The following is a 22136-nucleotide window of genomic DNA, read 5'->3' on the forward strand; positions in this document are numbered from 1 at the left end:
TTTGGATCGATACCGTAATCAAAATGTATCTGTAATTTTCCAATCTTATAACTTAATAACCTATATGACAGCTCTTCAAAATGTCTTAACAGCAATGGAAATTACAGGTGTTAAAGTGCAAAATAAAACAGCAAGAGCATTAGAATTGTTAGAAAGGGTAGGACTCACAGAAGTTGAAGCGAAACGAAACGTCCTGCAACTAAGCGGTGGACAACAACAGCGTGTAGCAATTGCTCGAGCACTATCTTGTAATGTTGATTTACTGATTGCAGATGAGCCGACAGGAAACCTCGACGAGGAAACTGCAATGGATATAATAGAACTATTTCAAGAACTTGCACATAAAGAGAATAAATGCATTATTGTTGTGACGCACTCACAGGCGGTTGCTAAAAAATCAGATCGTGCAGTGTATTTAAGTAAGAAGAAGTTGGTCGTAAATGAAATCTAATATAAACATCGTAGTTATTTAATTCACATAATTTTCGAAATCTATACCTTTCAAAAGTTTATATTTGATTTATAATAATATCAAGCCATAATCAAAATGGTCTCCCTGTACTGAATGTTAAAATAGTTTGTCGTTCCCGTTTTAATAATATTTGAAAAAGAACTTGTAGGATATTCTACAAGTTCTTTTTATTATAATTGGTTACCTATATCATGGGATAATCACACATAAAAAACGGGACATTACCTAGATGTATGACCTAAATATCGTCCCGTTTACCTACTCTGTATAGTTATTGCAGAATTAAACCTACAATCATAATTAAACTAAATACTATTATCCAACCAAACGCACAATAGCCAAAAATTCTAATCCATTTAGGTAATTGATGCATGTTAATTTTATTTGTGGGAACTCCTTGCATAGAAAACATCATTTTTTGATCTCTATCTCTATTATTTTGTTGTTCATACATACTATCATCACCTTTCCAGAACTATTGCGTTTATAGTATATCAGCCTAAAGAAAATTATGTACAGAATAAGAAGGGATAGCATAAATATTATGTGGTGAATTTTATAAATAAATGCATTTAATTGCCATGGTTCTAAGCGCTAATTCGTTATAAATACTGAAAAAGAGCACTACATAAATAGGACTCATTTTCTTCAAATATTAAGTTGCTGGATATAAATCAGAACCAAGGTAACGTTCTTTTATAATTTGAAGATGATGAAGCTCATGACCAGCAATAATGTATGCTAATGCACGAACTGTAACTTCAGAATTATTCGCATTTCCTCTTTGTGACCAAGCTTCTTTATCTAAGCTTCTAAGTAAATACAAGGTAGATTGGCGAACAACTATTAAATTCTCAAGAAGATTTTGCATAGATTGCTTATCAAAACCAGCTCTAAGAACATACATATCATCAAATGAAAAACCTGTTAATAAATTTATACTTACTACAAAAACAAACAAACTCGTCCTATTTAAAGGAGAGTTTGTTTGTTTTTATGTTTAGATAATGGAATACTCATGTAAAATTGCACACTATGTTCCATATTTTTTATTGAATACTTTATATCTAGCGTTTCAAGAATTTGCTTAACAATATATAGCCCTAAACCATTTCCTCCAGTATTTCGATTTCTTGATTTTTCAATTCGATAAAATGGTTTGAAAATTTGTTGTAAATCTTCATCTTTAATATTGACACCTGTATTTATAATTTGCATTTTGATTTGACCTTGTTTCGAATCCTCACTTAACTTTATATAGACTTTTTCATTATGTGGTGAATACATAACCGCATTGTGAATAATATTTTTACATGCTTTTTCTAAAAGAGCACAATCGGTATAAATAAAAAGGTCAGAATTAATTTCTTTTATTATTTCGATGCTTTTTTGAGAAGCAAAAAATTCAAGATCTTTTGTGATTGCACCTATTAACTTTGAAGGATTAACTTCCTCTACTTTTAGTTTGAAGGTGTGTTGTTCTAATTTCGATACGCTTAAAATTTCACGAACTAATTGTTCCATACTTTCAATAATTTGATGATTTTTCTTTAAATATTGATCGCGATTTTGATAAGGGCCAATATTGTATATCATTCCTTCTAAGTATCCTTTCATTACAGTAAGAGGGGACTTTAATTCATGTGCTACAATCGCAAAAAACTCTCTGCGTTTTGTTTCTATTTCTCTTTCTTTTTCAATATCATTTTTTAATTGTTCATTTGCTTTTTTCAAATCAAACATAGCTTGTTGCAAGTTAATAGACATGTCATTCAAACTATTAGATAATTCTCCTAACTCATCTGTAGAGCGAACCTCAATTTTTTCGGAGAAATCTAAATTTGCCATCTTTTGTGCACCTTCATTAATATAAATAAGTGGCTTTGTAATAAACCTGGAATAAAAATAAGCACTTCCTATACCAATAACGAGCACAATGATACTAATATAGGGGAGAAAGCGTACTAAAACCTGTGAAGCTTCATCAATCGGTTGAAATGTAGCAAACACTATAAGCGTTAAACTACCATCTTGAAATTGAATTGGTTTCGTAACGTTATATGAATTGCTAAGGGTACTTGCATTCTCGAATCGTGTTGCTTTAGTAACTACTGTTTTTTGCGTACCACTTTGAATAAAAGAAAATGAAGGAGAGTAAATAATTACTCCTTCTTTATTTTGAAGATAAAGCATCGCATTATTTTTTTTGGCGTATTCATCAAAAAGTGGTATCGCATCTTGAAACATAAGATTTTTAGATTTATCAATGATTTCGTTTATCCCTGTTTGAAGTTGATCTGTTTTATATTGCTCATAAAACGTCGGAAGAAAGAAGTATAAAGTTAAATAAATCAATACTGCAAAGGATAATAAAATGAGAGATGTAGTCATAAAGAGTTTATAAGTAATTTGCTTCATTTTCATGAGTTTCACAATACTATTCATCAATTTTATATCCAATACCCTTTATTGTTTTAATATAAGGGATAGCTAATTTTTTGCGTAGGTTTTTAATATGTGTATCAATTATTCGTGTTTCTCCAAAATAATCGTAACCCCAAACCTTTTCAACGATATTTTCTCTTGTGAGTACTTTTCTCTCATTTTGAAATAGTAGTTGTAGAATTTCAAACTCTTTTGTCGTTAATATAATTTCAACGTCATTTACATATACTCTATATGCATCCACATCAATACGCACTTCTTTAAATATCAAATGATTATTTACATTTTTATCATAACTTCTTCTAAGTACAGCTTCGACTCGTCTAATCAAAACATGAAATGAAAAGGGCTTTGTTATATAGTCATCGATCCCAAGGTCGAATCCTTTCATTTGATCTTCCTCTTCTTCTAACGCAGTTAGCATAATAATTGGTACGTTTGACTGACTTCGGATCATTTTAGAAACTTCAAACCCATTAAGATTGGGCATCATGACATCTAGAAGAATTAAATCAAATGATTGCTTATTAAATTGTGTCATACCCTCTAGTCCATCTGAAGCGACTAACACTGTATAATGCTGTGTCATTAAAAATTGTTTAATTAATTCCTGAATTTCTTGATCGTCCTCTACCACGAGAATATGATAGTTTTTCATAATATCACCTCTGGTAGTCATTATAGCCGTACTATCTGGAGTTTATGTGGAGATACAATAGGAACTTCATAGGACGTTTAACGTAGTAGCTCCATTTTCAAGATTGTGTATTCTCCATAAAAAAGTATTATTACCCATATTCCTTTTTTATAGAGAAATATTTGTGCGCTTGAAAAAACTTATTATATAAAAAGCTAAACAATTAATATTTACAAAAAACTAATGTATAATAATGTAAATTGCATGTAGTTTTTTAAACTGTTTGAACATATACTTTTGATACTTTACTAGAAGGGGAAAGGGAAAGGGAGATGAATTTAAATATAAAAGAAGCCAGCGAAATTTTAGAGCTTACGCCACAAATTTTTTAGTTTTTTTGCTAATTTAGTAAAGGCCTAAGGTGCAAACAAGGGATTATTTAAATCATGTGAGAAAGGTTGTGAAATTATTTGATGGGTTATAAAGCGATGCTGTTTGATTTAGATGATACGTTAATTGATAGGGATAAGGCAGTAGATAACTTGTTTTTATTAGTTTTAGAAAAATGTTATGAGGATGTTAGTGATACAGTCAAAAACAATATGTTACAGAAATTCAAAGAATACGATAAAAGGGAATACGGCATTAGTGATAAAACGATAGTTTTAGAATCATTATTTGATGAATTCGCGCCGAAATATAGATTGCCACACAATTATATCCAAGATTTTTGGAATGAAAATTTACCTAAATGTTTTTCAATAGACCAAAATACTATTCATTTCTTAAATCAAATAAAGAAGCACTTTAAAGTTGGAATTATAACAAATGGCTCAACGCATAGACAAAAAGCTAAAATAATTAACACGAATTTAAACAATTACTTTGATACGATTATTATTTCTGAAGAAGTAGGATTGAGTAAACCTGATAAACATATATTCGAACTAGCATTAAATAAGCTTAATGTGCAATCAGAAGATGTATTATTTATTGGAGATGACTTAGAAAAGGATATTGCTGGTCCTCAAAATGCAAATATAAAAGGTGTGTGGTTTAACCCTCAGAAAATCAAGAATACTACCAAAATACAACCATATGCCGAGATTAACACTTTGGATAGTTTGTTAAGTTATATTACTCCACAATATTTTTATAACAAGTAAAAGTAATTCTGTATATACATATTCAAAAATATAAAAAAGAGAAACTATCATTAATTTCATTGACCGTATTAGTAATAAAAAATATATATTTACAATAAAAATAGAGGCAATTTTTTATAGCTGTGGCTAATTTAATCTATGATTAATACGAAGTTTTGTAAAACAATTTTACTTGTACTGTATAAATTGAAAAACTAAGTACATTAAAGTAATAATTATATCCTGCTAAATTCCCCCATTGCACTTAGTTTATAATTATATACGATATAGAAGAACTGATGTTTGTGGTAAACTAAGAGATGAATAAAGGGGGAGTTGTCTTGAACAATTTTAATAATATAATCCAAAATTTAAATAATATAGTTTACAAACCTAACAATTTAATGATTACGAATCTAAAAGAAGAAAAGCAAAACGCAGAATATGCAGGATGTTTATTCCACTTAAATAACAAAACCATTCGTTTTAGAAAATCAAAAGTTACACCTAATAAAACTGGTCAATTTGTTTCTTTTTGGGAGAAAGATGAAAATATGCGAAATAGAGCGTTCTCTTATAAAGCTGCTCCTGATTTATTAGTAATCACTTGTATTGCTGATAATAAACTAGGACAATTTATTTTTCCTAAAGAGATTCTTCTTAAAGAAAAAATATTGAGAACACAAAATCAAACAGGGAAAATGGCAATGAGAATTTATCCTGTTTGGGATACCACTGTTAGCAATCAAGCTAAAAAGAGTCAAATGTGGCAACTTCAGTATTTTGTTGATTTAAGTGATAGTAATAATTTGCCTATAGATAAACTATTAAATTTATATTCGTAGCTTTTGATCTACTCCAAAAAGAAGTAATTACAGAAAAGGCATTTGTAATGACGCCTTCTATTAATTTACCCCGTGAATCGTAATTTTTGTACCGGTACAGTTAAATGAAATGTACGTTGTTACAGTGCCTCTTAAAATTTACAATCAGCATATAATATTTTAACTTATACATTTTAAGGGGTGCTGACTATGACAAGTCTACAACATAAGCTTTTTACAAGATTGAATCTTGCAAAGCGTACTGAAGTGAAGTTTGAAGAATTGAATACAATTCTCTTTACATTTGCACACACTATACCATTTGAGAATTTAGATGTTATAGCACGAAATACGAATCAAATCTCTCTGGAAAACTTACGAGAGAAAATTTTAACTAGTTCCCGTGGTGGACTTTGCTACGAATTAAATACTCTTTTTTACTATTTCTTAAAAGACTGTGGCTATGATGTACAACTGGCATTAGGTACGGTGTATAAAAATGATATAAATGCATGGGCACTGGAGGATGGCCATATAACAATTATTTTAACTTATGATAATCTACAGTATTTAATTGATGTAGGTATAGCTTCGTTAGTACCTCTTGTTCCTGTACCTTTTACTGGCGAGTCTGTTTCTTCAAAAAATGGTTCGTACCGAGTGAGACGAAAAGATACAAGTAAAGGAAATTATGTTTTAGAAAGAATAGATACTGATGGAGAATGGAAAATTTGTCATGCTTTTTATAAACCTAATATTGATGAGATAGTAATAAACGATGTTCAAAGAAGAGTGATAGAAGATGAGAAGTCTATTTTTAATAAAGGACCAATTGCAGTAAAGTTGACGAACTCTGGTCATATTTCATTAACGAATACAAGTTTAACTGAAGTTGTTCATGGGGAAAAAACTAAGCGTGAAATTACAGAAGATCAATATAAAGAGTTTTTATATACTTTATTTGCTATTAAGTTATGAATAATAAAGATAGCCGGTTCTTATTCAGAAGCGGCTATCTTTATTATTTTTGGTGTAAATGGTTTTCTTCTAATATGTTTCGGAAACTGCGGTATAGTTAATGTTTTTAATGTTTCCTTCGCTTCTTCATATGTATGAAAAATTGGTTCTTTTCCATCATCCCCTTGTAAAACTAGCCCTTCATCTCGGATTACATATGGCATAAAACCACCCCATCTAGTAAAGAATTATATTCTTTTGCAGCAGAATAATACGATTTAAAGTTGATTTTCTTAATACATATAATACACTAGAACAGTACGCAAAAGTATGTACAATGAATTTTGAATGTAAAGGAAGATTAATATGTCAGTTATTGATAAATTGAAACTTAATAAGTATACAAATATGGTCGTTATTAACGAACCAAGTGATTATGACATTTTTACAGGTAAAGAAACTGCATTCTCAAAAGAACACGATGCTATCTTTATATTTGTAGAAACGCTTGATGAAATGGTGAAACAAACGAATTTTATTATAAGTAATGAAGAATTACTAATTGAAAAAGGTTACGTATTCTTCGCATATCCGAAAAAAGGTAATGCTCGTTATAGTACGTTTATTCACCGTGATGAGATGTTTCCGGCATTAAATGTTGGAGAAGATGGTTATGTGGGAGAAAGTGATATTAAATTTGCACGAATGGTAAGTATGGATGAAGTCTTTACTGTTGTAGGTTTAAAACGCGAGAAGAAAAAAATAACGAAAACATCTGCTATGAGTCAATGTGTTGCCGATTATGCAGATCGAATTAAAGATGTTGAAGCATTATTAGCTAATCATCCGAATGAACTTAAGTTTTATCAAAGTTTAACGCCTGGATATCAGAAAGATTGGGCACGTAATCTTTTTTCTGTAAAACAAGAAAAAACACGTGAAAAACGTCTAGAGAAAATGATAGAGATCCTTTCACAAGGCTATAAAACAATTGAATTATTCCGTAAGAAGAAAAAATAATGATTAAGAAAGTCACAATGCTGCAACAATTAATTGTGATGAGTACATTGAAAAAAGTATTCCTTCTATTATACTAAGGAATGTTCTTATATTTATATAATTAGCAAAAGAGAAAAGGTGTTTGAGATGAAATCGTATATTGTAGTTGGATCTGGAATTTTAGGAGCGTCTACTGCTTATCATCTTGCTAAGGCAGGTGCGAATGTTACTATCGTGGATCGCCAACAATTAGGGCAAGCAACTGATGCAGGAGCAGGTATTGTATGTCCATGGCTATCGCAGCGTCGTAATAAAGCATGGTATAAAATTGTTAAAGGCGGTGCACGTTACTATTCTTCGTTAATTCAGCAATTAGAAGAAGACGGTGAAACTGACACAGGATATAATCGTGTAGGTGCAATTAGTTTACATACTGACGAGAAAAAGTTAGATCAAATGGAAGAGCGAGCTTATAAACGACGTGAAGATGCCCCAGAGATTGGTGAAATCACTCGCTTATCAGCTGAAGAAACAAAAAAATTATTCCCAGCATTATCAGACGAATATAGTTCTGTTCATATTAGTGGTGCTGCACGAGTAAATGGAAGATTATTACGCAATGCATTAATAAGTGCTGCGAAAAAACATGGTGCAACTTTAATAAAAGGCGATGCTATATTAGTCCGTGAAGGAAATCATATTACGGGAGTTACAGTAAACGATGAAACAATTTTAGCGGAAAAGGTTATTGTAACTGCAGGCGCATGGGCGAACGAAATCTTGAATCCATTAGGAATTAATTTCTTAGTTACATTCCAAAAAGGACAAATTGTTCATCTGCAAATCGAGAATACAGCAACAGAAAATATGCCAGTTGTTATGCCACCGAACGATCAATATATTTTAACGTTTGACAATGGGCATGTCGTAATTGGTGCAACACATGAGAATGATACTGGTTTCGATCATCGTGTAACAGCAGGTGGTTTACATGAAGTATTCCATAAGGCATTAGCAGTTGCACCTGGCTTAGAAAATGCTACAGTGCTTGAAACGAGAGTTGGATTCAGACCATTTACACCAGGATTCTTACCTGTTATCGGACCACTACCTAACTTTAAAGGAATTCTCGTTGCGAATGGATTAGGAGCTTCGGGTTTAACAGCTGGTCCATACTTAGGAGCGGAACTTGCTAAATTAGCGCTGGGACAACCAATTGAATTAGATTTAAATGATTATGATGTTGCTGGCGCAATTGAATAATATAGGGTACTGCTAACATTTAGGAAGAACCATGCTAAACAAATTCGACAAGGAATAAGCAGTTTTCCCTCTGTTAAGAGTAAGCCTGTTTATGAAAAATAAAATTCTTTAAAAATAGAAGGCCGACATTATAAACCTGCATTAATAATGTAGAATTGTGATGTCGGCTCTTTATTTATATTTATTTAAAACTTATTTTTGAGAGGAGCTTAAGCAATGAGAGCGCCATATCAAGTATTGATATTTCCTTATATAAAAACTACTGATTCCATTCAATATGCTATTTTCAACCGAAGTGATTATAGTTATTGGCAAGGAATAGCTGGTGGCGGAGAAGTCGGTGAGATTCCTATTGAATCAGCAAAACGGGAAGCGTTTGAAGAGGCTGGTATTACAAGAGAATGTCCATATATACAATTAGATTCTGTGTCTTCACTACCCGTAGAGGATGTAGTTAGAGGATTCCTTTGGGGAGAAGAGGTTTATGTAATAAAAGAATTTTCTTTTGGAGTTAAAGTCCCTACAAAAAACATATCATTATCTAAAGAACACTTTAATTATAAATGGTTATGCTTTGAGGAAGCAGTAACGCTTTTGAAATGGGATAGCAACAAAACAGCATTGTGGGAATTAAACAAAAGACTATTAAAACAATAAAAGTTTTTGCTAACAAAAATAGTTGTGGAAGAAGAATTGAACCATTAACAAACCCTTGCTACATTTCTAAACAATGTTTTAGGTTATAAAATAGAGTAATATAGATTTGGCATGTTATGCTAAAATTCGCTTAGTGTATATTTTCGTTAAAATGTGGGTGGGCCCCCTTTTAGCAAAACCGGAGTGGGAATGATGAGTATAAATAGTTTTGTGGGATTGATAAATGACGAATTATTAAAAGAGGTAAGTATAAGAAGTGATGATGAATTCGAGCCTGTAGTAGTTAAAGATATTCCTAGACTTTGGAAGTGTTTAGGAACAGGTAATTATGCCGCAGTATTCATGCACAGAGAATACAAAGATTGGGTAGTGAAAGTTTACGTGCGAGAAGGAGAAGGAATTGAAAAAGAGTCAGAAGTATACCGAAGAATTGGAGATCATCCTTCTTATTCAAAGCTTATATATAAAGGGAAAAATTTCATAGTATTGAAACGTTTAAAAGAAATTACCTTATACGATGCCCTTCATAAGGGGATTAAAATTCCTAAGCAGGTGATCCTTGATATAAATAAAGCTTTAGAGTATGCGAGGGAACAAGGATTAACTCCTTGTGATGTTCACGGGAAAAATGTGATGATGGAAAAAGGAAGGGGATATGTAGTCGATGTATCTGATTTCTTAAAAACAAAAGAAGATAGTAAGTGGAGGGATCTAGAAAAGGCATATTTCACCTTTTATTTTCCTTTCATTTATAAATTGCCTTTCTCTGTTAAAATACCGTATTTTATGTTAAACATTGTTAGACGTTCGTATAGAAAATATAAGAAGCTTAAAAAGAACTTCAAATTATAAAAGGACCACATATGTTCCTGAAAACGAGTTAAATTCACATAAATAACTTTAGAAAAATTTTAAATTTTGTTTAGGGGCTACTTCAAGACCTTAGCTTGCTGAGCATGTGGTGCTACCTCAAAATATAAAAAGATTAGGAGTGAACCCTAATCTTTTTATTTATACATATTTTTGTTAGTTATATATATCACTATCAATTCCAAAACGGGATATTTTGAATAAATGAAACCGTCAAAATAAGTGTTGATGCGGAACCAGCAGTTACTAAAGTTACTATTTTTCGTACGTTCTATTCTTTTGAAGGTTTTATAAGTTCTGTAATTAACACAATCCATATTATGATAGAAACTATTGAAATAATATTTATAGACATATGTAACACATCCCTTCTTGTTTTCACATAAATATTGCTTCTTTTATAAAATAAAAGCAATTTAACAAGAAAATATGTAACGCATTAAAAATCAATATTTTCCTGTTAAACCACCTTTTTTAAATAGAAATACGACTGATAAAACGATAACAACAGCCTTCAAACTGCCCCAATATGGATAAATAGCATGATCAGTTAGACTAGCATGCTGAAAAATATTCTCTAAACCGAAAATTCCTATCATGACTGCTAAAAGGAATGAAGCTGATCCATACATCCCTTTACGATAGAGGGTAAATAAATAGACTGCGAAAATTAGTGGTAAGATGATTTGTAGTACGATTATCATAGTTCGTCCCCCAGATTATTTATAATTATATTATATACAAAATTGTAATAAAAAGGAAGAAAACTTATTTGATACTAACAGAACTACTCTAATCATATTCTTCTATAAAAAAGAAGAAAAAGGGGTGTACAGTTAATTGACAAAAGTTAAAGTTAGTTTACGACCCATTGTTCATAACGTAAATTTACCAACTGTATTGAAAACAACGATACTTCCAGGTGAATCGACCGAAAGACTATTTATCGCAACTCAATTAGGAGAGATTTTTTACATAGGGGACGGAGTTATAAAGACATTTTTAGATATTCGTCACCTAATTATTAAATTAGGTACATTTGAAGAAGGTGTTTCTAGTAGCGGTTATGATGAACGCGGATTGCTAGGACTTGCGTTCCATCCACAATTTTATCAAAATGGGTTATTTTATCTTCATTATTCAGTAGCCGGAACTCAAGGACCAGGTGCACTTTCTGAACAATTTAAACCGAATCCTTGTGACCCTAAAACGTTAAATTTGAAGTGGGTTAATAGAAATACGCAATATGATCACATTGATACAGTGGAAGAATGGACTTTACAATCTAATGGTCAAGCTCAAAAGCGACGAACATTACTGAATGTAAGAAGACCATTTTTTAATCATAACGGAGTCAATAGTTTAAACTTTTCACCTGAGACTGGAAAACTTGTTTTTACAAATGGAGATGGTGGATCAGGTTATGATCCATTTAATTTAAGCCAAGATGATTTAGAAATAGCAGGAAAAATAATTGAAATCGATGTAAGTAAAAATACATTTATAAATAACCCTCCTGTAGTTACACGCTTTAATGAACTTCCTTTATCTATACAAGAAACACTTACAGTAATTGCAAAAGGAGTACGTAATATAACCGGCATTTCATTTCAAAGGTTTTATAATCAATATATCAAATACGCCGGAAATGTCGGACAAGATATTGTAGAGTCTATTTTTTCATTTGTTCAATATAAACCTATACCGGTAACAGAACTTGTTCAAATGCATTTTATGAGGTTAACTCCCAATCAAGATGGGTTTATCAATTTTGGGTGGCGAGGATGGGAAGGGGATTTACCTACTTCTTTTATACGACATTGTTCTGAGAATCAGACTTTGGATGAGAGAACGATGGTTTATTATGATGAAACAATACAAACTTCAGTGAAGCGTATTCTGCCTCTACTTAGTTATTTTCATAAAGATTCTAGAACAGATAAGTTTGGAGGAACTTCACTTACAGGAGTTCAGCCATATATGGGAAATGCAATTCCAAATTTAACAGGTAGCGTTGTTTTTACTGACCTTGCGAAGAAAGGAGAATCCCAGTCTCCAATTAAGGGTGTTTTAGCCTATACTAGAGCAGGTACAGACGGTAAACATGCTGACTTTTATGCTATTGAAACCAATTATGATTTTGGTACGCAAGCAGCTTATTATATGAGTTTAGGAACAAATTCGAATCAAACTAAGTTATATTTAGGAGTTTACAGTTCTATGAAAGTAACTGATTTTAACAAAGGTACCATTTTTGAAATTATTCCTTGATACGATATAAATTCTCAGTTTAAAAACATAAAGAGTTTATTCTGCTTCCAAAACGCACAACTTGACTTGTCCCCCTAAAAATCTTCAATCTATAAGTATCTATTTTATATAGTGATTTATAACTAGTAGAAAGCAACTCATAAACCATAAGTGTATGAATAATATAGAAAGTAATGAATGTGGTATCTTTAGGGGGTATTTTAATGAATTGGTTTGTACGTTATTGGTATCAACTGATGATAGAACATGATACGAGCTTTGTTCATAAAAGAAAATTGTCCCTTGCGAATAAGTTAGTACTTACAGCTTTGATGAGTGCATTAGCCACCATGTTTCAAGCAGCTGGGAACTTAGTTCCTGGTATAGGTTTGCTCATTAGTCCATTTTCGACATTACCGATTTTTTTTGCTATTTTTTATTCTATTCGTGAGGGAATACTTTCTTATATTCTTACTATTTTTCTATTATTTATTATTGAGCCCAGTGAACTAATTGTCTTTCCTTTTACTACAGGCTTATTAGGTCTAGCCTTAGGAGTATCCTTTTTAAAATTAAAGAGGAGAATTTGGATTGTTTCTTTTTCAGCAACTTGTCTACTTATAGGTATTATGATCGTTCTCGATGTTTTCCACTTTCCGGTACTTGGTCCTGCTGTTCATACAACTATGGATATAAAAATTATTTTATCAATATTTATAATGAGCTTTCTATACTGTTGGATTTATGCAGGTTTTTGCAGAATAATGATGAATAGATTATATAAAGTGTTGTATTGACAATGGCATAATGAGGATTGGAGATTGAATTCATGACTAACGTTGCAGTTAGACGACCGAATTTGAATGATGTAGATGAACTATATTTATTTTTCCGTATAGTTATTACGAATACATACAAAAATGAAGGATTGTCACAATTATTGGATGACATAGAAAATGAAATTAACTCAAAAAAGCAGTATTTGAAAAGTGATTTTGATAGTAACGGAGAAAGTCGTTACTTTTTATTAGCAATTGATACAAGTAACAATAAAATCATTGGAACAATCGAAATCGGTCCAGCAAGTACATTGATTAATAGTTGTACAGGTGGTGTGCTTAAAAATTTGTATGAAATAGGAACTGTATTCATACTTCCGGAGTATCAAAGAAAGGGAATAGGGAGTTTATTACTACATACAATGTTTCTTACATTACTTAGCAGAGGGATAACAGAATATTGTTTAGATAGTGGATATAAAAATGCGCAAAGTATATGGACGAAAAAGTTTGGAAAACCTAACTATGTATTGAAAGATTACTGGGGAGAATCCAGTGATCATATGATTTGGAAGAAAAGTTTACATGATACACCTATAATATTTGAATTATAAAATGAAATATGCCTCTGAACATAGCTTTTCTTACTTATGTATGCTATTATTTATCTTTATAATAAAAGAGGACGTGAATGAACTTGATTAAAATTAATATTCCTGAAGCTGATGTTTCAATTACTGAACGTAAACAAGTTATTAAAGGAGACGAGCCAATCATTACTCCAATTAATGGATTTATCGATTTCCACTTGTTCCCTAGAGATAAAGGCGGCATTTTTATGTTTTACAATATTAATGACGAACTTCTTTTCGTAGGTAAAGCTCGTAAAATTAGACAACGTATTAAGAAGCATTTTGAAGATAATGTTTCACCAATTAAAAATCACCGTGATGAAGTATACCGCATTGATGCATGTATCGTAGAAGATCCAACAGAAAGAGAAATTTACGAAACATATATCATTAATGAATACAAAGCGAAATATAACGTTGATAAAGTATTCTACAAATAATCAACATTAATAAAAAACAATCCTAGCTAATATGCAAGGATTGTTTTTTATTTAGATTTATTCTTCATATCTTTCTCCTTTTTTCAAATGATTAGCAGCAACAAAACAGATTACACCTATAAATATAAGTACAATACCAACCGTTTTATGTTTTCCCTCAAAGAAAGGAATATCTGAAATAACATTTGTCATACATAGTCCTAAAAATACAAGGATAGGGCCCACCCAAAGTAATACATTACCGAATTTTGTGTGCTTCCACATAATAACCCTCCTTAACCCTCTTTACATATATATCCATAAATAAAAAGTAAATTCATAGAGAAATATAGTTTTTTTCATATCGAAAATTTAACCCTCATATATTGGTACAAGCAAAAGAGAAAGGAGACCATCATGAATTGGTTAGAAGCTTTCATACTAGGTATAATTCAAGGTTTAACAGAATTTTTACCAATCAGTAGTACCGGACATCTTTATTTAGGAAGGCATTTGTTCCGATTAGATGAGGCTGGCTTATTTTTAGATACGCTGCTGCATATTGGGACTTTACTTGCGGTTTTTATTTATTACAAAAAAGAATTTATATATTTAATTAAAAACCCATTTTCAAAGCTCATGTTATTACTTATCGTTGGGACAATACCCGCAGTTGTAATTGGTTTATTGTTTAAAGATTTCTTTGAAGATATTTCAAAAACAGGAATCACGATCGGTTGGGAGTTTTTAGTGACCGGATTCTTTCTCTACATGGCAGATAAACAAAAGAATGGTCGTAAAAAAATGGATGACATAACATATAAAGACGCATTAATTATCGGTTCATTTCAAGCTGCTGCTATTTTTCCAGCCATTTCCCGTTCTGGAATGACAATTGTCGCTGCATTATGGAGAAAATTAGACCGTGAAACTGCTGCTTACTTTTCTTTTTTACTATCGACACCAGCCATCGTTGGAGCTATCGTTTTGCAATTTGTAGACGTTTTTCAAGGGAAAGCAGAATCTATTTCTAGTACATCTTTAATTGTCGGAACGTTATCAGCAGCCTTTTTTGGATACATAGCCGTTTCATGGATGATTCAATATTTAAAACGTCACTCCTTAAAAGTATTCGCGTATTACGTATGGGGATTAGGTATTTTAATTTTAATGTTGCAATTTACTGATGTATTTTAAGTATAATGATAAAGAAGTTAATTAGTTTAAGATCCTGTTTCATTCATACAAGGCAGGATCTCTTTTTATTAAGGGGGAAAATATGTTTAATAAGGCTATCGTTATTGGTGGAAGTATGGCAGGAAAGTTTGCAGCAAAAGCATTATCAACTTCTTTTAAAGAAGTAATCATTATAGAAGCTGGTGAAAGATGGGATGGAAAGTCTTCGAGAAAAAGAGTTCCACAAAGTAATCATCCTCACGTGTTATTAAAAGGTGGAGAAAACGCAATTGAAGAATTGTTTCCTAATATTACGAACGAATTAATAGAAGCGGGTAGTATAATAAACAACTTTACGCGTGATTTGAAATGGCATCAATTCGGTCTATGGAAACAACCGTTCATAGGGGAAGTACATATGATTCAACAAAGTCGTCCTTTGCTAGAATGGCATATTCAAAAACGAATACATCAAATTTCAAATATTACTATTAAATATGAAACATTGGTTAAAGGGTTATTGGTAGATGCAAAGCTTAACAAGGTGTGTGGAGTAAAAGTTAAATATTTAGAGACAAACACACAAGAAGAAGTTCATGCGGATCTTGTAGTTGATGCGAGTGGATTTGGCTCAAAAAGTATAGAGTGGCTACGAGAATACGAAATTAAAGTACAAGAAGAGAAAGTTCGTATTGATTTATTTTACGCAACGAAAATGTTCAAACTTAAAGAAAATGAGGAGTTAGACTGTTGTAATATGCTAATGTCTCCTAGTTTCCCTGATAACCCTTATGGCGTTCTTATTCAAACGATAGAAGATAATCGTTATTTTGTTACTTTTAGTGGATACGCAAATGAGAAAGCACCACAAACAGATGATGAGTTTTATGATTTTGCTGAAAATCTATCAATTTCTAATGTTACAGACTTCTTAAATAAGGCTGAGGGAATTACTGATATAAAGACATACAAAATCCCTTATCAAGTACGCCGGCGATTTGATTTAGTGAATAATGTACCAGAAGGATTATTAGTTGTTGGAGATGCGCAATGTCGTTTTGATCCCGTTTTCGGCCAAGGCGTATCAGTTGCTGCTATGGAGGCTCACCAATTGCAATTACTTTTGCAAGATAGAAAACAACTTGATAAAACATTTACACAACAATTTTATAAAAAGGCAGCTACTATAATAGAAACCCCTTGGGATATGACAACAACAGAAATATCACGTCACCCGCAACTAAAGAGAGAATTAACTACAAAACAAAAATTTCAACTATGGTATACGAAGCAAATATATCGACTATCCGCAAGTAATTCTGATGTTTATATTCGGTTAGTACGAGTGATGAATTTAATTCGTAGTCCATTTCATCTCTTTCATCCGAAAGTGCTACTATCTGTATTACTTAATCGAAAGAAATAGCAGGAATATAATTGATTAAAAAAGAATGTATAACAGTTAGTAAATCAAGAAGGAGAATACGGAATGGAAATATACATAGAGCAACTAAAGAAACAAGATGCTAAGGATTTATTTACGTTTGAACTTACAAATAAATCTTTTTTTGAAACAATGGTACCAAATCGTGGCTCGAAATATTTTGAATTTGAATATTTCCAAAAACTACTAGACGATTTATTAATAGAACAGGCAGATGGAGATTCTTATTTTTATTTAATTCGTAATGAAGAAAAAGAAATTGTAGGGCGAATCAATTTAGTAGATATAGATACGGAAACTCGAATTAGTTCGCTCGGGTATCGTGTCGGAGAAAAATTTACTAAAAAAGGAGTTGCAACAGCAGCCGTAAAATTAATTTTAGATGTAGTGAAAAATAATGAAATTACTGAAGTTTATGCTAAAACAACGACTAATAATCTCGCATCACAAATTGTACTAGAAAAAAGCGGATTTTCTTCTTATCAAAACGAATCAGATATAACATCTGTAGAATTAAATGGAGAACATGTGAAGTTTGTACACTATATTTGGAGAAATACTTCACACTTATAATAAGGAGGACTTATTCATGAATGATTTACGTTATCCAATTGGCCAATTTACATACAAACGTCCTATAACTGAAGAAATGATTGATACATGGATTCAAGAAATTGAAGATTTACCTAATGAACTAACAAGGGCAATTAAAGATTTAGATCAGAAGCAGTTAGATACACCATATCGCGTTGGAGGTTGGACTGTACGTCAAGTAGTTCATCACGTCGTTGATAGCCATATGAATAGCTACATACGTTTTAAATTAGCACTGACAGAAAAGAATCCAACTATTAAGCCGTATAAAGAAGAGAAGTGGGCAGAGTTACCCGATTCAAAATTACCGGTAGATGTTTCACTAGTAATGCTAGATTCATTACATAAAAGATGGGTTAATCTTTTATATTCTCTAGAAATTGAAGATTTAGAAAAGACATTTAACCATCCTGAAACTGGTGAAACAAAACTTGCTGTTGCAATAGGACTATATGCATGGCATGGGCGTCACCATACCGCTCATATTACTTCTTTAAGAAAGCGTCTAAATTGGTAACATGGAGATTATATTAGAAAAGGTGACAGAAACTGATGCAGAAGTTATATTTCAAATGCAAATAGACTCATTTAGCTCTTTATTACATAAATATAAAGACTATGAAACAAATCCAGCAAATGAAACTATTGAAAAAACTATTTTTAGAATAAATAATCCCAGCAGTAATTTTTATAAGGTGATAATAGATTCGAAACTTGTTGGAGCGATATGTATATCCGCAAAAGAACTACCTTATAAATTTTGGATTAGTCCAATGTTTATTCATCCAATCTATCAAGGGAAAGGAATTGCTCAGAAGGTACTTATTTTAATTGAAGAAATGTTTCCAGAAGCACGAAGTTTTGAACTTGCTACGATTTTAGAAGAAGAAAGAAATTGTTTTCTATACGAGAAAATGGGGTATAAAAGAACAGAAGTAATAAAGAAATTAAATGATAAAACTACACTTGTTTATTACAAAAAAGAAAGGTAAAGCATTTAAAATACGCTTTACCTTTTTATGTTATTTTAGATTAAATATACAAAAATAATGTATGTTCTTCCAAAATACTCGGGTTAGTAATTTTGAAAATGAATAAAGATACAAAAACCACTACTTTGTCGTAAAGGTTACTAGCGCTTTTTGAATGCTTAAAATACTATCGTCACCTTTAAATTCTTTCGTAATTGGTTCCTCCATACTAGACACCCAAATTTTAAGTTCTGCATCTAAATCAAAATGCCCAGCCGTTTCGATGCTATATTGTGTAATACTTTTATAAGGAATAGAATGGTATTCTGTTTTTTTGCCAGTTACTCCTTGTTTATCTACTAATATAAGACGACGATTTGTAAATACGATTAGATCACGAATTAATTTATAAGCATGCTCTACTTTTTCATCGTCTAGCATAATCTTCTCTAAATCACGTTCTACACTTTCAGAACTCGTATTTGATGCATTTCCTAAAATACCGCTAAATAAACCCATATTAAATTCCTCCTTTAATATATGTGGAATGAATTACTTATATTGTAACATGTTACTCACAAAGATATTATCACATTACTTTAGTAGTTTCTGGTTATTGTTGTGATTAGTTTATATAACCTCACCTTAAAATCTTATGCTAATATGAAATTAAGAAAAAAGAAGCAGAGGGATATAGAATGAAGAATGTCGGTTTAGTATTAGAGGGCGGAGGAATGAAAGGTTTATATACTGCAGGTGTACTCGAATATTTCATGGAAAAGAACTTATTCTTTCCATATGTAGTCGGCGTATCAGCTGGAGCCTGTATGGGAGCAACCTATTTGTCGCGTCAACAAGGGAGAAATAAGAAGGTAAATACAGAGCTAGTATCAGATTACAGGTATATATCTTATCGAAATTTAATTCGAAAACGTGAATTATTTGGAATGGACTTTTTATTTGATGAAGTACCTAATAAAATTGTTCCATTTGATTTTCAAACTTTCTTAAACTGTAATGAACAATTTGTTATAGGGACGACTGATTGCGAATCAGGACAAGCTGTTTATTATAATAAAACAGAACATGGAAATGATATTTTAAAAATCATCCGTGCATCCAGCTCTGTGCCGTTTATAGCACCAGCTGTAGAATATGATAATCGAAAATTACTAGATGGAGGAATTATAGATCCTATACCAGTTTTAAAAGCTCAAACTGATGGTTATGAAAAGAACGTTGTAATTATGACAAAGCCAGAAGGATACGAGAAGCAGCGAAATAAATTTTCTGGTCTAGCTAAAATTCTATATAGAAAATATCCGAAAATCGCAGAGAATTTAGTAGACCATTATCGTTTTTATAATGAGACGATATCTTATATGAATCGAGAAGAACAAAAAGATAATTTTTATGTAATTCAACCAAGTGTACAGCTTCCTATAAGCGGAATAGAAAGAAATAAGGAAAAGCTCGTTAATCTATATAATCTTGGGTATATCGATGCTCAATATCATTATGAAAACTTATTAAATTGGATAGAGAAATAAAGGAGGAGAAAGTTGAAGTTAGGAAAACAAATTATTTTTAAGGAATTGCAGAAAATGCATATTCCACTTCATAAACCGTTTCCTTATCGTGCTACAGCAAAATTGCAGCGAGACTTAAAAAGTAAATTTACCGAAGATGACTGTATAAACGCTGATTTTAATCATTATTGGATGCATCCAGCAGCTACTTTAAATTCTGTACTAAATGGAAACGAACAGAACATTACGTTTCAACAAATAAAGTGGTTAAGAAAATCGTTTTTCGAGTGGTTTCCGCAATATCGTTTTCTAGAAACAGAAATTGTGAATTATCCCATTTTGTATAGAGATTTCATAAGTTATGAGAAGACCAGAAAGCTATTACTTTATTACCTTACTGAATAAAAGCGAAAACGTACAGGTTACATTACTTGTACGTTTTTTTGTTCATAAAACATTCAATATTAACAACTAGTTTATATAGGAATTCTAATGAGAAGAAAGAAGTACATATAATAGAATGATGCAGGGGAGGAGAGAGGAATAGCTGTTTTACTTTAAGTTATTGTCCAACTCGAATACAGTTAGTTATTTATGTTAAAATATTTCGAGTGAAATCAAGCTTTTAAGGATTTCATTAAACATTAAACAAAACAAGTTAGCAACGTAGAAGGGATAACATTAACATGAAAAACGTATCAAATATAGATAAAGTAGAATCAATAAAATCTTTACAGTCAACAATTAGTAAACTTGAAAATGCCTTATCACAGATGACTCACAAAGGATCAAATACTACTTTAGTGAAAAAAAGACTCAAAGCAGCTAGTATCGGCTTAGCTATGTTAGAAAGTGTTTGGAAGCAAGAAACTCATCATTATACTCAGGAAGATTTAGCAGAAGCTCGTAATGTTCTGATTGGTTTGCTTCCATCAATTGAAAAGATTTACGTTAAGTCGAAGCTTGGGAGTCCTCAAAGAACGCTTTTAGAAAGAAGAATAAAATCGTTGGAACTTTCTATTCAAGCAATAGATACTTATTCTAGTAAATAACTCATTTAAAGAGTCTTATTACAAAAGTGTAGCAAGGCTCTTATATTATTCTATCAAAATTAAATATCCTTACTGCCACATTGCAGCAAGGGCAAAACATCTTGATCTACCTCATAATTATTCTTAAACTTCACATCTTCAAGAACATTTCATTGTCTTTAATAAAAATCCATGCATTAAGTAATCTTCAATCGCAAAAACACTCAATTATTTAATTTACGAAAATGGAATACCGCCATGTATTGCTGTAGATCATGTTAATCAGCTAGAAGAACTAACTTTTGAAAACGATATTCCTTGGATTGAAAATCAAATTTAATCAATAGATTCTAATGCGACTCATCTCTATTCTTACATAGCAGTAGGAGAACTTGAAAACAGACCTCTTTTAACGGCTAATAGACGTCTGTATAAAGCTTTAAAAGAAAAGAAATACCACATTACTTATGAAGAGTTTCAAGGCGATCATGATAGCGTGTGGTGGCGAGAAAAGCTATTCGAAGGATTAAGGGCATTGGAATTTACAAAAACGACACTAAAAATAAAAAGGAGAGAAAAGCTATGAATCAAGAAGAACTAGATAAAAAACTAAAAAAGCAAGAGATTTTAGTAAAAGATGAAAAAGTTTGGTCCTATACGTATGAGGATCATATTAGTTCTATCGTTAAAGAGGCAGAAAAGAAAGGGTCATTTAATAATTTACCTGGTAAAGGTAAACCTCTTAATCTCGATAACGATCTTTCTTACAATCCTGAAAAGCAACTTTATAGAACTTTAGCAAATAATCATGTTTTGCCTAGGTGGATTGAGCTTTCAAAAGAAATTGACGATTTAAAAGAAAGACTAAAAGAAAATACAAATACTACAGAAGCAGCGGAATTAATTCGAACTATTAATAAAAAGGTTTTAGAGCATAATTTACTTTGTCCGCCAAGCGCGCAAAAAATGAGGGTGAAAATGGATTTTTAACGATTTTCAATTAAGCTATCGCTTACTATATAATTAAGTTAGGCATTTTCAA

Annotated in this window: 27 protein-coding genes and 3 pseudogenes; 21 read left to right on the forward strand and 9 right to left on the reverse strand. The window is 31.5% G+C overall.

Annotated features, from left to right (window positions below):
- The coding region (locus tag HMPREF2590_RS15205) for an ATP-binding cassette domain-containing protein (protein WP_070861462.1) at positions 1 to 451 on the forward strand (451 nt) is incomplete at its 5' end.
- A 292-nt stretch (positions 452 to 743) separates the two neighbouring features.
- Here HMPREF2590_RS15205 and HMPREF2590_RS15210 read toward each other — a convergent pair.
- The 4 genes and pseudogenes from HMPREF2590_RS15210 to HMPREF2590_RS15225 all read right to left on the reverse strand — a co-directional run bounded on the left by HMPREF2590_RS15210 (position 744) and on the right by HMPREF2590_RS15225 (position 3575).
- Positions 744 to 926, reverse strand: coding sequence for a hypothetical protein (locus HMPREF2590_RS15210; RefSeq protein WP_000273232.1), 183 nt, complete (start codon positions 924 to 926; stop codon positions 744 to 746).
- A 201-nt stretch (positions 927 to 1127) separates the two neighbouring features.
- A pseudogene (locus HMPREF2590_RS15215) lies at positions 1128 to 1403 on the reverse strand (DinB family protein); the annotation flags it as partial.
- Between the two features lie 41 nt (positions 1404 to 1444).
- The gene (locus tag HMPREF2590_RS15220) at positions 1445 to 2896 is read right to left on the reverse strand and encodes a sensor histidine kinase (protein ID WP_065845536.1); all 1452 of its coding nucleotides are present in this window, start codon (positions 2894 to 2896) and stop codon (positions 1445 to 1447) included.
- A gap of 13 nt (positions 2897 to 2909) precedes the next feature.
- Complete coding sequence (locus HMPREF2590_RS15225; protein ID WP_070861464.1) at positions 2910 to 3575, reverse strand: response regulator transcription factor; 666 nt, start codon at positions 3573 to 3575, stop codon at positions 2910 to 2912.
- Positions 3576 to 4027: 452 nt separating this feature from the next.
- Between HMPREF2590_RS15225 and HMPREF2590_RS15230 the strand changes: the two genes are divergently transcribed.
- The 3 genes from HMPREF2590_RS15230 to HMPREF2590_RS15240 all read left to right on the forward strand — a co-directional run bounded on the left by HMPREF2590_RS15230 (position 4028) and on the right by HMPREF2590_RS15240 (position 6501).
- The gene (locus HMPREF2590_RS15230; protein WP_000540704.1) at positions 4028 to 4720 is read left to right on the forward strand and encodes an HAD family hydrolase; all 693 of its coding nucleotides are present in this window, start codon (positions 4028 to 4030) and stop codon (positions 4718 to 4720) included.
- 320 nt (positions 4721 to 5040) lie between these two features.
- A complete protein-coding gene (locus HMPREF2590_RS15235) occupies positions 5041 to 5544 on the forward strand; it encodes a MepB family protein (RefSeq protein ID WP_001058867.1) in 504 nt (167 codons plus the stop codon).
- A gap of 189 nt (positions 5545 to 5733) precedes the next feature.
- On the forward strand, positions 5734 to 6501 hold the full coding sequence (locus tag HMPREF2590_RS15240; protein ID WP_000202771.1) for an arylamine N-acetyltransferase family protein: 768 nt from the start codon (positions 5734 to 5736) through the stop codon (positions 6499 to 6501).
- A 20-nt stretch (positions 6502 to 6521) separates the two neighbouring features.
- Here HMPREF2590_RS15240 and HMPREF2590_RS15245 read toward each other — a convergent pair whose 3' ends face one another.
- The gene (locus HMPREF2590_RS15245) at positions 6522 to 6704 is read right to left on the reverse strand and encodes a hypothetical protein (RefSeq protein WP_001147162.1); all 183 of its coding nucleotides are present in this window, start codon (positions 6702 to 6704) and stop codon (positions 6522 to 6524) included.
- Between the two features lie 142 nt (positions 6705 to 6846).
- Between HMPREF2590_RS15245 and HMPREF2590_RS15250 the strand changes: the two genes are divergently transcribed.
- From HMPREF2590_RS15250 to HMPREF2590_RS15265, 4 genes are all read left to right on the forward strand, one after another.
- Positions 6847 to 7500 (forward strand): YdeI/OmpD-associated family protein, encoded by a 654-nt coding sequence (locus HMPREF2590_RS15250; protein ID WP_000110843.1) that lies wholly within the window; start codon positions 6847 to 6849, stop codon positions 7498 to 7500.
- A gap of 126 nt (positions 7501 to 7626) precedes the next feature.
- Positions 7627 to 8742 carry an NAD(P)/FAD-dependent oxidoreductase gene (locus tag HMPREF2590_RS15255; protein ID WP_000844391.1) on the forward strand — a complete coding sequence of 372 codons (1116 nt, stop codon included), beginning with the start codon at positions 7627 to 7629 and terminating at the stop codon, positions 8740 to 8742.
- Between the two features lie 216 nt (positions 8743 to 8958).
- Positions 8959 to 9399 carry an NUDIX hydrolase gene (locus tag HMPREF2590_RS15260; RefSeq protein WP_001202618.1) on the forward strand — a complete coding sequence of 147 codons (441 nt, stop codon included), beginning with the start codon at positions 8959 to 8961 and terminating at the stop codon, positions 9397 to 9399.
- 192 nt (positions 9400 to 9591) lie between these two features.
- Positions 9592 to 10251: a protein kinase family protein gene (locus HMPREF2590_RS15265; RefSeq protein ID WP_000026531.1), complete on the forward strand. Its 660-nt coding sequence runs from the start codon at positions 9592 to 9594 to the stop codon at positions 10249 to 10251.
- Positions 10252 to 10444: 193 nt separating this feature from the next.
- Here the strand turns inward: HMPREF2590_RS15265 and HMPREF2590_RS15270 are convergent.
- Both HMPREF2590_RS15270 and HMPREF2590_RS15275 read right to left on the reverse strand, forming a co-directional pair.
- Positions 10445 to 10624 (reverse strand): annotated as a pseudogene (locus HMPREF2590_RS15270) (hypothetical protein).
- 91 nt (positions 10625 to 10715) lie between these two features.
- The gene (locus HMPREF2590_RS15275; RefSeq protein WP_000587701.1) at positions 10716 to 10973 is read right to left on the reverse strand and encodes a hypothetical protein; all 258 of its coding nucleotides are present in this window, start codon (positions 10971 to 10973) and stop codon (positions 10716 to 10718) included.
- Between the two features lie 136 nt (positions 10974 to 11109).
- Here HMPREF2590_RS15275 and HMPREF2590_RS15280 point away from each other — a divergent pair, with 136 nt between their 5' ends.
- The 4 genes from HMPREF2590_RS15280 to HMPREF2590_RS15295 all read left to right on the forward strand — a co-directional run bounded on the left by HMPREF2590_RS15280 (position 11110) and on the right by HMPREF2590_RS15295 (position 14370).
- Entirely contained in the window at positions 11110 to 12540 is a 1431-nt protein-coding gene (locus HMPREF2590_RS15280) for a PQQ-dependent sugar dehydrogenase (RefSeq protein ID WP_000170006.1), read from the forward strand.
- Between the two features lie 203 nt (positions 12541 to 12743).
- Positions 12744 to 13316, forward strand: a complete 573-nt coding sequence (locus HMPREF2590_RS15285) for a YybS family protein (protein WP_001103993.1) — start codon at positions 12744 to 12746, stop codon at positions 13314 to 13316.
- Positions 13317 to 13348: 32 nt separating this feature from the next.
- Positions 13349 to 13912, forward strand: coding sequence for a GNAT family N-acetyltransferase (locus HMPREF2590_RS15290; protein ID WP_000185963.1), 564 nt, complete (start codon positions 13349 to 13351; stop codon positions 13910 to 13912).
- 77 nt (positions 13913 to 13989) lie between these two features.
- On the forward strand, positions 13990 to 14370 hold the full coding sequence (locus tag HMPREF2590_RS15295; RefSeq protein ID WP_001048941.1) for a nucleotide excision repair endonuclease: 381 nt from the start codon (positions 13990 to 13992) through the stop codon (positions 14368 to 14370).
- Between the two features lie 57 nt (positions 14371 to 14427).
- On the opposite strand, the gene HMPREF2590_RS15300 is transcribed toward HMPREF2590_RS15295, so the two are convergent.
- A complete protein-coding gene (locus HMPREF2590_RS15300) occupies positions 14428 to 14634 on the reverse strand; it encodes a hypothetical protein (RefSeq protein ID WP_000265477.1) in 207 nt (68 codons plus the stop codon).
- Between the two features lie 132 nt (positions 14635 to 14766).
- On the opposite strand from HMPREF2590_RS15300, the gene HMPREF2590_RS15305 reads away from it, so the two are divergent.
- From HMPREF2590_RS15305 to HMPREF2590_RS15325, 5 genes are all read left to right on the forward strand, one after another.
- Complete coding sequence (locus HMPREF2590_RS15305; protein WP_001104291.1) at positions 14767 to 15546, forward strand: undecaprenyl-diphosphate phosphatase; 780 nt, start codon at positions 14767 to 14769, stop codon at positions 15544 to 15546.
- Positions 15547 to 15628: 82 nt separating this feature from the next.
- Entirely contained in the window at positions 15629 to 16951 is a 1323-nt protein-coding gene (locus HMPREF2590_RS15310; RefSeq protein WP_000482051.1) for an FAD-dependent oxidoreductase, read from the forward strand.
- A 63-nt stretch (positions 16952 to 17014) separates the two neighbouring features.
- The gene (locus HMPREF2590_RS15315) at positions 17015 to 17542 is read left to right on the forward strand and encodes a GNAT family N-acetyltransferase (protein WP_050821877.1); all 528 of its coding nucleotides are present in this window, start codon (positions 17015 to 17017) and stop codon (positions 17540 to 17542) included.
- 16 nt (positions 17543 to 17558) lie between these two features.
- The gene (locus HMPREF2590_RS15320; RefSeq protein ID WP_000999082.1) at positions 17559 to 18080 is read left to right on the forward strand and encodes a YfiT family bacillithiol transferase; all 522 of its coding nucleotides are present in this window, start codon (positions 17559 to 17561) and stop codon (positions 18078 to 18080) included.
- Between the two features lies 1 nt (position 18081).
- On the forward strand, positions 18082 to 18555 hold the full coding sequence (locus HMPREF2590_RS15325; RefSeq protein WP_002005126.1) for a GNAT family N-acetyltransferase: 474 nt from the start codon (positions 18082 to 18084) through the stop codon (positions 18553 to 18555).
- A gap of 120 nt (positions 18556 to 18675) precedes the next feature.
- Here HMPREF2590_RS15325 and HMPREF2590_RS15330 read toward each other — a convergent pair whose 3' ends face one another.
- Positions 18676 to 19053, reverse strand: coding sequence for a PH domain-containing protein (locus HMPREF2590_RS15330; RefSeq protein WP_000522476.1), 378 nt, complete (start codon positions 19051 to 19053; stop codon positions 18676 to 18678).
- A 179-nt stretch (positions 19054 to 19232) separates the two neighbouring features.
- On the opposite strand from HMPREF2590_RS15330, the gene HMPREF2590_RS15335 reads away from it, so the two are divergent.
- From HMPREF2590_RS15335 to HMPREF2590_RS30560, 4 genes and pseudogenes are all read left to right on the forward strand, one after another.
- Positions 19233 to 20084, forward strand: coding sequence for a patatin-like phospholipase family protein (locus tag HMPREF2590_RS15335; protein WP_000799975.1), 852 nt, complete (start codon positions 19233 to 19235; stop codon positions 20082 to 20084).
- Between the two features lie 12 nt (positions 20085 to 20096).
- The gene (locus tag HMPREF2590_RS15340) at positions 20097 to 20468 is read left to right on the forward strand and encodes a YxiJ-like family protein (RefSeq protein WP_000765912.1); all 372 of its coding nucleotides are present in this window, start codon (positions 20097 to 20099) and stop codon (positions 20466 to 20468) included.
- A gap of 281 nt (positions 20469 to 20749) precedes the next feature.
- Positions 20750 to 21115 (forward strand): hypothetical protein, encoded by a 366-nt coding sequence (locus HMPREF2590_RS15345; protein ID WP_000800298.1) that lies wholly within the window; start codon positions 20750 to 20752, stop codon positions 21113 to 21115.
- A gap of 88 nt (positions 21116 to 21203) precedes the next feature.
- Positions 21204 to 22084: pseudogene (locus tag HMPREF2590_RS30560) on the forward strand (DnaJ family domain-containing protein); the annotation flags it as partial.
- Positions 22085 to 22136 lie beyond the last annotated feature (52 nt).

The organism is Bacillus sp. HMSC036E02 (assembly GCF_001836235.1).
Taxonomy (GTDB): Bacteria; Bacillota; Bacilli; order Bacillales; family Bacillaceae_G; genus Bacillus_A; species Bacillus_A cereus.